Source organism: Frankia sp. CeCAU1 (assembly GCF_977971845.1).
This window is the reverse complement of sequence record NZ_CDWWXA010000154.1, coordinates 1,856-10,534: the sequence shown is the minus strand read 5'-3', so window position 1 is coordinate 10,534 and position 8,679 is coordinate 1,856. Positions and strand designations below refer to the sequence as shown.

The following is an 8,679-nucleotide window of genomic DNA, read 5'->3' as shown; positions in this document are numbered from 1 at the left end:
CGGCCCGGACTGTGCGCACGCAGGTCACCAGCACCAGCACCGCCGACCGTATGTCGGGTCGGTGAGGGCCATGACCACCCTGCTTCCGACGCCGGGGGTGTCGGCCGCTGTCGGCCGGCAGATCGCCGTGCTCCGGGCCGGTATCGAGTTGCTGTCCCGGGTCGGGGATGCCGCCGCCCTCTACCTGACGGTGTCCCCGGCCTACGCCCCGCGCTTTCCGCTGTCTCTCCAGGTCCAGGTCACCCCCGGCACCGCCGCGGAGGCGGACCTGGACACCGCCAAGCTGGCCGGGATCCGTGCCGTCGCCGCGATCCTCGACGGCGCTCTTACCGCCAGCGTGGACGGGCCCGACCGGCTGATCCTGGAGGTCACCGGGGTCACCGTCGCGGGTGTCCGGGTGGAGATCTACACCTACCTGGGTGACCCGGAGGTCATCGCGGCCGCCCGCGCCCTGTGTGCCGACCTCGACACATCGGCCGACAGGTGACCGTCCGTTATGGAGGCCGGTCGGCGGTGACCCCGCTGGCCGGCTCCACCCCCCGCGACCTCCAAGGACATCCGATGAGCCGCCGGTCCGCCGACACCTGGCGAGATCCCACCCGCGCCGAGCTCGCCGCGATCGAGCGGGAGTGGCCGGCGATCGCCGCCGACCTCGCCGCCCTCGACGCCGAGATCGCCGCGATCCTCACCGCCGACACCCCCGCGGCCGCGGGGGTTCTGCCCCTCACCGCCCGTCCCACCGGCTGGCGGGAGGCCGCGTGATGGCCCGCCGCGACCGGTTCGCCGAGGACATCCCGACCCGCGCGCCGATGCGTCCGCACCGCCGGCCCCGGCGGATGCGCCACCCCGCGGCCCCCCAGCCCACCGCCCGCAGGACCGTGAGACGGACAGGAGACCCCTCGTGACCCACCAGGCACCCCACACCACGGCCGCGACCCGGATGCACACCCGTACCGATCTGATTGCCTCGATGCGCGCCGAAGCGGCGCGCTGCGACAGCCAGGTCGGGATCATCCTCGCCGGCGCGGCTGCCGGCGCGGGTTTCGTTGTCACCTCCTGGCCCCCGGCCGGCCTGCCGCCGCCCGTCGCCGCTCTGTGGTGGGCTGGGGTGGGTGCCGCTGTCGCCGGCATCGCCGTGTTGGGCCGGGCGCTGTGCCCGGCTATCCCCCGCCGCAGCGCACCCCCGGCCGGTGCATACCACTGCTGGCATGTTCGCGCCGCCGCGGAGGCGGGTGTGCTGGGCGCCGTCTTGGACCGCACCCCGACCGCGCTTGATGCCGCTGACCGTCAGGTCACCGCCATCGCTGATGTCGTCGTCTCCAAATGGGCCTGGAACCGGACCGGTCTACGTCTCCTCGGAACAGCCCTGGTCCTCCTCGCCGCCGCCGGGGTCGTCGGACAGGTGGTGACCCGATGAGGATCGGTGCCCGGGTGTCTCTGGGCGGGGGTAACGGGACGGGTGGTGTCCGGTGAAGTGCTTCCTGTGTGTCGGTGAGCCCGGCCCGCAGGGTTGCCGGCGCTGCGGCGGCACGGGTGTCGACCCTGGCATCACCATCGGTGCGGGTCTGCCTGGGGTTGGGCTGGCTGTCGTCCCGGTGGTGGGGGGACTTCCGGGTGGGGTGCCGGTGGCGGCGTTGGTCGCGGTGGCGGTGATCGGCCTGCTGTTCCTCCACCGCCGGTATATGAAGATTGCCGCCGCCGTGCTGGTTCTGGCGGCGGGCGCGGCGTGTCTGGTGCCTGGCGGGGGTGGCGGGGGTGGCCCGTTGGGGCCGGACGCTCCGGTGCCTGCGGTCTACCGGCCGTGGATCGTGCGTGCCGGCAGTCTGTGTCCACAGATCACCCCGGCGTTGCTTGCCGCGCAGCTGCGTCAGGAGTCCGGCTTCGACCCGAACGCCCGTTCGGCGGTGGGTGCGCAGGGCATCGCCCAGTTCATGCCGGGTACCTGGCGGTCCTGGGCGACGGACGCTGACGGGAACGGTGTTGCCTCCCCGTGGGAGCCGGCGGACGCGATCACTGCTCAGGGTCGGCTGATGTGCGCGTTGGCTGACCGCTATCACGGCCGTACCGATCTCGCTCTTGCGGCGTACAACGCCGGGCCCGGCGCGGTTGACACCTCCGGGGCCATCCCCGCGATCGCGGAGACCCGTCAGTACGTCAACGCGATCACTGCGTCCGTCGCCAGTTTCACTGGCGCCTGACCGGCACCGCCTTTCCTTCCTCCTTCTCTTCCTGCGCTTCTTCAGTTCTTCACGTTCTCATGCGGGAGGTTTGTCGTGTTCATCGCGTTCGCGCCGGTGACGGCCGCCGACGTGGGTCTACCGGACCCGCGGGCGGTCACCGCCGCGGTTCCTCTGCTGCTCGCCGCGGTGCTGATGTGGCGGCGGTGGCTGCCCCGCGTCGCGGCCTGCCTCACCCTGGTCGCGGGGGCCGCCCTGACGTCGGGGTGGCTGGCGATCGCCGTGCACCAGGGTGTCAGCTGGGTCACCCGGCTGATCAATCTGGCGACTCGGACCACGGTCGGCGGTGTCGCGCCGGGGGCGCTGGCCATCGTCCTTCTGATCTTTTTCATCCTGGAGATGCGGCCGGATTTCGAGGCTCTGAGCCGTCTGCGGACCGACCGTCCCGCGCTGACCCGGGTCGGCGCGGGACGGACAGGCCGGTACGCGAACCGGTCGCGCCGGACGGACGCGCGGGTGAGCCGGGGGCGGCCGGAGAAGCTCGCCGCTGCGGGGGTCGGGCTGGTCCTGCCGTCGGTCGCCGCGACCATGACCGGCGGTCTGGGCGCGGTGGTCATGAGCGCGATCAACGTGATCGGTGGGGCGTTCACCTGGCCGCTGTCGTTGGCGTGGGGCGCGGCATGAGTACCACCACTGTCGCGTCCGGTTCTGCGGGTGGCCGGTGGGAACAGGCCGCCGGCAGCATCCTGCCGATCGTGCTGGGTGCCGGGGTGTTCGCTGTCGCGTTCGTCCACGTGCACGACGTCGCCGAGTGGTCCGGCCAGCCGGGCTGGGCCGCTTACCTGATCGCCATGACCGGGGAGGCGATGGCGATCGCCGCCCTCGCCGCGATCAACTCCCGTCGCCGCACGCCCGGGGCGAAGGTCGGGTGGCCGGTGTTCGTCCTGGTGAGCGCGGTGCTGTTCTCCGGGGCCTGCAACCTCGCCGCGGTCACCCACCGGCCCGGCCCCGACGACCCGCCGGACGTCGGGCCGATCGCGGGCGAGCCAGGCCCGTGGGTGGGGCTGATGGCCGTGTGGCCGGTCGTCGCCTTCGGTCTGGTCGCCGGACTCAAGGCCACCAAGCCCGGTCATCCCGTCCATGTTGACGCCGAAACCACCGGCACCACGAGTACAACTTCCGCGCATATTTCGCATGTTGACGTTGCCTCTGTGGGGGGAGGGGGCACCTCGTCTCCGGCCGGGCACACACCGCTGCGGGCACCGGACATCGCCCCGGGCGGCACCCTGGTACCGCCCGTGCGGGAGACGTTGGGGCAGGTGGAAGCGGTGGCACCGCTCGCCGTGTCCTGGGCCCGCGTCGGCGAGGAAGGCGACGCCGAGCGGACCGGCGGGCACATGGCCGGGCACATTCCGGCCCGGGAAGACCGCTCGGCACGGGCCAGCGACCACGTGCCTGCCGCCGCGCCGGTGTCCTTGCCGTCGGCCCTGTCGGATCGTGCCGGTGAGGCCGAATCCGGTTGGGTGCCGCCCGTCGCCCGCACCGACGGGCCGTCGCTCGCCCCACCGGCGGCGCCGCAAACAGCTGACGTGCCGGCACCCCGGGCGGAAGCCGTTCGGTTCCGGGCGCCCCGGCCCGTCCTCGAACCGCCCGCCGCCGACGAGGGCAGCGCCGGGCCGGGAGAGCCGGACGTGTCCGACCTGCTGCCCGACAGCCGCAAGGTGCGCGACGCCCTGACGAAGAGCGGCACCTCGCTGAACCGCAGGACGTTGCACGCCGGGTTGAAGGAGTACGGCCACAAGGCTGGGACCCGCCGCCTGGACGCGGTCCTGCGGATCCTGCGGGAGCCGGTGATGGCCCCGTGACCGCCACCGACGACCGGTGGATCCCTGACCTGACCACCAGCACGGCCACCCCTCCCGCCGCCGAGGCCACCCCGACCGCGATGGTCACGGTGGGTGAGAGTCCCAAGAGTCCCGAGAGTCCCGCGGCTCCCCCCTGCCTCCCAGATACCAGCGCCGACGGGGGGAATGAGACCCCGGGAGGGGGTTTGGATGAGACTCTTGGGACTCTTCCCGCCCCCTGGCCGGTTGCGGTCGGTCACCGACTGGCCGGCTGGGTGCCGGTGGCGGTCGAGCCGGCCGACGCGGCGGCAGTGGCCCGCTACGCAGCCACGGCCGACTGGTGTGCCCCGTACGCCCTGGGTTGGCGGCGGGCCGGGATCGGCTACTCCTACCTGATCGCCATGCCGGCCACCACCGGCGCCTACAGCGCCGCGTGGCTCGCGCAGTGGGCCGGCGGGATCGACACCGGATGGCTACCCACGGGCCGCGACGGGGAGAGCCGCCGGGCCCGGTGGCTGGCCGCCCGTCCCCCGTCGCTCGGTGAGCTGGCCGCGACCACCACGGTCGTGAGCGGCCCGCGCCGCGCCGCCGCGTTCGCCGCGGTCGCCGTCGTCGCCGCGGCCTACGGGCTGGCGTGGATCTTCCAACGTCCCGGGCGGCTCGCCGCCGCCGCCCTACTCGCCGTCGCCGTCTGGTTCGCCTGAGGAGCCTGCCGTGGAACTGATCTTTCTGCTGTGTTTCGCCTACGCCTGCTACCGCGCCGGCTTGGACGCCGCAGTCCGCGGCTACGCCCTGTCCCGGGGCCGCGACGTCTACATCGGTGAGGGGCCCAACCGCCGCCACTACAGCGGGTTCAGCGTCGGTGTCCTACTGGGCGTGTTCTTCCGTTCCCTCGTGGAAGGTGTGCGGGTCGGCTGGCCCTGGGCGCGGCGGACCGCCGCCTCCTGGCGGGAAGGCCGCCGCCGTGGTGAGGCCTGGACGCCGCCGTGGAACGAGATGCGCCCGCCGCGACGGCGCCGCCGCCGGGCGCGGCCCGCCACCGCCACTTCGCCGCCGGTCGGCACACCACCCGCCGACGGCGCCCCGGCCGACGAGCCTGACAAGGGGGCCCGTGACGAGCCGGACGCGGCGGTCGTGGTGGCTGCCGACGTGGTCGACGCCGACGGGCGGCGGATCGACGCGGTGTGGGAGCCGCCCGCGGGCTGGGCTTCCCTGCACGGCCACCGGACGTCATGACCCCACCGTCGCCTATCGGCCGCGCCCGTAGCCCGCCCCGGCGCCACTACCACCGCTCCCCCCCGTTTCGCCTTCCGAGAGGACCTGTGATGACCGAGATCGTTCCCGCCCGCGCCGCCCAGCCGTCCGCCGAGGTCATCGACCGCGACGCCGCGGTGCGCTACCTGACCGCCCTGCACGCCAACATCACTAACACCGTGGCCAACGAGCTGGAAACGCTCTTCGGCGGCATGGCCAACGCCGGCCTGACCGACCCCGACGTCGTCAACCCGGTGCACGCCGTGCGGGAGCTGCTCACCGCCGCCCGCGACGGCGTGCAGTTCGCCGTCGACGCGCTCAACGGCGGCCACGCCGCCGTGTCCGAGACGGTCAACGCCGTCGACGCCGCCGACAAGACCGACTTCTACCGGCAGCACTGACCCGCCCGGGTCGTGTCCGTGCGACCCGCACCTCACCCCCAGGTGGCGTGCGGGCCGTGCGGTCCCCACCCGGACCCCGGCGACTTCCACCAGGACGAAGGAGGCAGGACGATGGTCAGCCACCCCCGTACCACCCCGGCATCTCCCCGCCGCCGGCAGGCCACCGTGGACGCGCGAGTGGAACAGCTTCTCGCGTCCGCCGCGGGCGCCGCGGACAGCCACACCGCCCTGGAACACCTCGTCAGCGCCGCAGAACTTGAGGCCAAGGCCACGGCGGACGCCGACGCGCAGCGCGCCGCCGCCGACCCGCTGGTCGGCAAACTCGTGGCCCGTGCGAAGACAGCCCTCGACGCCGGGGACCGTGACCGCGCCGAACAGCTCCTTGCCGCCGCCCAGACCGCCGCCGCCCGGCGCCGCTTCGACGCGCTGACCATTCGCGGGCAGGCGATGCCACTGGGGGTGATCGGCCTGCTGTGGGCCGGCGCCGCCGTCGGCCACCTGATCCCCGGCGCCGGGCCGACTCTCGCCGGGCTGTACCTGACGCTCGCGGTTATCTGGTGGTGGGCGAAGGGTCGGCGCGCCGGCTGGGCCGACCGGCCCCGACGCCGCCGCCACGCTGCCACCATCGCCGCCGCCGGGGCCGGCTGGCTGTACTGGGCCGCCACCAGCGGCGCGACCGGCTGGCACGCCGCCGTCCTGTGGCTCGGCGGCTACGCGCTAGCCGCCCCCTACTGGGCCCGCATCCACATCCCCAACCCACCCACACCCGCCCCACCGGTCCCCGCGCCGGAGCTTCCCGTGACGCCGCCACGGCTGGAGATCACCGAACGGGGCAGCAACGTGATGGACCTGTGGGTCCGGTGGGTGGCCTGCCGCGGCGGCCCCGTCGAAGGCTCCCGCCTGTCCGACCGCAAAGACCTAGAACGCGGCCGGGAAGCCTACACCGTCCACCTCATCCGCGGCCGGCAGTCCCGCGACTGGCTCGACACCCGCATCCGGCTTGTCGCCTCGGCGATGGGCATGTCCGCCACCAACCTGGAATTCGCCACCCATCCCGACGGTGACCACAAGGCCCGCCTGATCGTCACCCTCGACCAGGACGCCGCCGCCGTCACCCCGACCTACCCCGGCCCGCAGGCCTGCTACGACCCGACCAGCGGCCTGACCTACTGGGGGGCCTGGCCGGATGGGCAGCTCATGCCCTGGGACGCCTTCCATCCCGACCGGGGGGTGTTCTCCGGGGTGATCCTCGGTGCGTCACGGTCCGGCAAGAGCACGCTGATCGAACAGCTCTGCTGCACCTGGATGAACACCGGCCTGGTCGCCGTGTGGATGATCGACCCGCAGGACGGCGCCAGCCTGCCGACCCTCGCCCAACACGCCGACTGGCCCGTCGTCGGCACCGCCAAGGGCAGGGCTGGGACGCTACTTCGTGCCGTCGACATCGTCGGGCAGACCCGCACCCAGCTCATCGGCGCCATGCCCGACCGCAAGGTCCACCCGATCAGCAGACGCGCACCCGCCCTCATCGTCGTCATCGACGAATGCCACTTCGTCTTCGACCCCAAAATCGTGGGCCGCGCCGAAGCCGCCCACAACATCGCGGTCTGCGAACGGATCGCCCGCAGCTACGCCAAAGCCGGGATCGGTGTGCTGCTCGCCAGCCAGAACACCGACCAGGGCGTGTTCGGCCACTCCGAAGACCTCCGCATGAACGCCTGGAACCTCAACGGGATCATCATGCGACTCCCGTCCAACATCGCGTCCAACCTCGTACCGAACTTCACCGGTAACGCGAAGAACCTTCCTCCATTCGGCTACGCCTACCGCCTCGGCAGCGGAGCCCGCGACATATCCGGCCGCGCGTTCGACCCCGGAAAGGACCTCGACAAACACTATGCGAATGCCCCACACCTGGAACTCGAATCCGCTATCCGATACAAGCTGCACAAGGAAATCGGCGCCGCCTACGACAACCGCCACCGCGTCGCCGAAGACGCCGCCATCGACGTGGCCGCCGAATTCCTCGGTGACGACATCGACCCCGACCTGATCGCCGCCATAGCCCGAGACGACCCCGCCCTCGCAGCCCGCCTCCAAGACCTCGCCGCCCGGCGCCCCACCACCATTCCGACTACGACGCCCACGGCCATCACTCGCACCACCCCTACCGGGATCACCCTGCGCCCCGCGACCTGGATCAGCCTCACCACCCCCGACCCGGACCCCGAACCCGGCGGCGAGGACGACCAGCCAGCCGAAGGCGACACCAGCGCCTACCCGTCGCTAGCCACCGCCGCCGGCCGCGACATCTACCGGCTCATCACCCGCGACGCGGTCCCCCTCGCCGACATCCGCGACCACTGCGACTACAGCAAAACCACCATCCACCGCACCCTGAACGCCCTCGAAGCCGACAACCTCATCCACCAACCCCGCTACGGCCTTTACGCGCGCACCGCCTAACCACCTCCGCTTCCTATTCCCAACCCCTGGCATTCCATTCAAAGGAGCGAACCGTGAAGACGTTTTCGATCAGGAGCCTGCCGTTGCGGCCCGCCGGCCGGGTCGCCCGGCGCGGTGGGCTCGTCGCGCTGGTCACCAGAGCCCCCGGCTACACCGGGCGTCCCCCGGGGCCGGTGGAGGTCAGCCTGGCGCGGATCGCGGGATTGACCCGCGAGGGGGAGATCCGCAGCTACCGGCCGGTCGTCCCCGCGCAGGACTGGGACGTTCCCGTCGAACGGTACTGGCGGGACATCGTGGGCTTCATCGACGTCTCGACCTTCGACCCAGACACGGCGATCTCGATCGCCCGCGCCCACACCTGGCCTGGCCACCCCGACTCGCCACGCCCCTGGGAGTCCCTGGAGGACGCCCGCGCCGCCCTACGCGCCGCACGGCGCAGCTAGCCCGCCCGACTCGGCCGGCGGGCTGCAACGTCCGGACCGGCGCTGACGACCAGCCGCCCGCGCAGACGGGCCGGGCCCATGTCCGGCCAGACAT

At 72.8% G+C, this 8,679-nt stretch carries 11 protein-coding genes; all 11 read left to right on the top strand.

Annotated features, from left to right (window positions below; genetic code table 11):
- Positions 1–487 (top strand): hypothetical protein (locus AC08OO_RS20250; RefSeq protein ID WP_476618917.1); only part of this gene is annotated, 487 nt, incomplete at its 5' end.
- 74 nt (positions 488–561) lie between these two features.
- On the top strand, positions 562–762 hold the full coding sequence (locus AC08OO_RS20245; protein WP_152987800.1) for a DUF6284 family protein: 201 nt from the start codon (positions 562–564) through the stop codon (positions 760–762).
- 139 nt (positions 763–901) lie between these two features.
- Positions 902–1,417, top strand: a complete 516-nt coding sequence (locus AC08OO_RS20240; protein ID WP_476608989.1) for a Pycsar system effector family protein — start codon at positions 902–904, stop codon at positions 1,415–1,417.
- Positions 1,418–1,469: 52 nt separating this feature from the next.
- Positions 1,470–2,198 (top strand): lytic transglycosylase domain-containing protein, encoded by a 729-nt coding sequence (locus AC08OO_RS20235; protein ID WP_476618916.1) that lies wholly within the window; start codon positions 1,470–1,472, stop codon positions 2,196–2,198.
- Between the two features lie 75 nt (positions 2,199–2,273).
- Complete coding sequence (locus AC08OO_RS20230; protein ID WP_476618915.1) at positions 2,274–2,861, top strand: hypothetical protein; 588 nt, start codon at positions 2,274–2,276, stop codon at positions 2,859–2,861.
- Positions 2,858–4,042, top strand: a complete 1,185-nt coding sequence (locus AC08OO_RS20225) for a hypothetical protein (protein ID WP_476618914.1) — start codon at positions 2,858–2,860, stop codon at positions 4,040–4,042. Before AC08OO_RS20230 ends, AC08OO_RS20225 begins: the two co-directional genes overlap by 4 nt.
- 185 nt (positions 4,043–4,227) lie before the next feature.
- On the top strand, positions 4,228–4,725 hold the full coding sequence (locus AC08OO_RS20220) for a hypothetical protein (protein WP_476618913.1): 498 nt from the start codon (positions 4,228–4,230) through the stop codon (positions 4,723–4,725).
- Between the two features lie 10 nt (positions 4,726–4,735).
- Positions 4,736–5,257, top strand: a complete 522-nt coding sequence (locus tag AC08OO_RS20215; protein ID WP_476618912.1) for a hypothetical protein — start codon at positions 4,736–4,738, stop codon at positions 5,255–5,257.
- A gap of 89 nt (positions 5,258–5,346) precedes the next feature.
- Positions 5,347–5,676, top strand: a complete 330-nt coding sequence (locus tag AC08OO_RS20210) for a hypothetical protein (RefSeq protein WP_476618911.1) — start codon at positions 5,347–5,349, stop codon at positions 5,674–5,676.
- Between the two features lie 111 nt (positions 5,677–5,787).
- Positions 5,788–8,142, top strand: a complete 2,355-nt coding sequence (locus AC08OO_RS20205) for a hypothetical protein (protein WP_476618910.1) — start codon at positions 5,788–5,790, stop codon at positions 8,140–8,142.
- A gap of 53 nt (positions 8,143–8,195) precedes the next feature.
- Positions 8,196–8,585, top strand: a complete 390-nt coding sequence (locus AC08OO_RS20200) for a hypothetical protein (RefSeq protein WP_476618909.1) — start codon at positions 8,196–8,198, stop codon at positions 8,583–8,585.
- Positions 8,586–8,679: the final 94 nt, after the last annotated feature.

What these genes read in the sequence shown, in the direction of transcription:
- AC08OO_RS20225 (WP_476618914.1), top strand. Translation starts at nt 2,858, where the DNA reads ATGAGTACCACCACTGTCGCGTCCGGTTCTGCGGGTGGCCGGTGGGAA.
- AC08OO_RS20205 (WP_476618910.1), top strand. Translation starts at nt 5,788, where the DNA reads ATGGTCAGCCACCCCCGTACCACCCCGGCATCTCCCCGCCGCCGGCAG.
- AC08OO_RS20210 (WP_476618911.1), top strand. Translation starts at nt 5,347, where the DNA reads ATGACCGAGATCGTTCCCGCCCGCGCCGCCCAGCCGTCCGCCGAGGTC.
- AC08OO_RS20245 (WP_152987800.1), top strand. Translation starts at nt 562, where the DNA reads ATGAGCCGCCGGTCCGCCGACACCTGGCGAGATCCCACCCGCGCCGAG.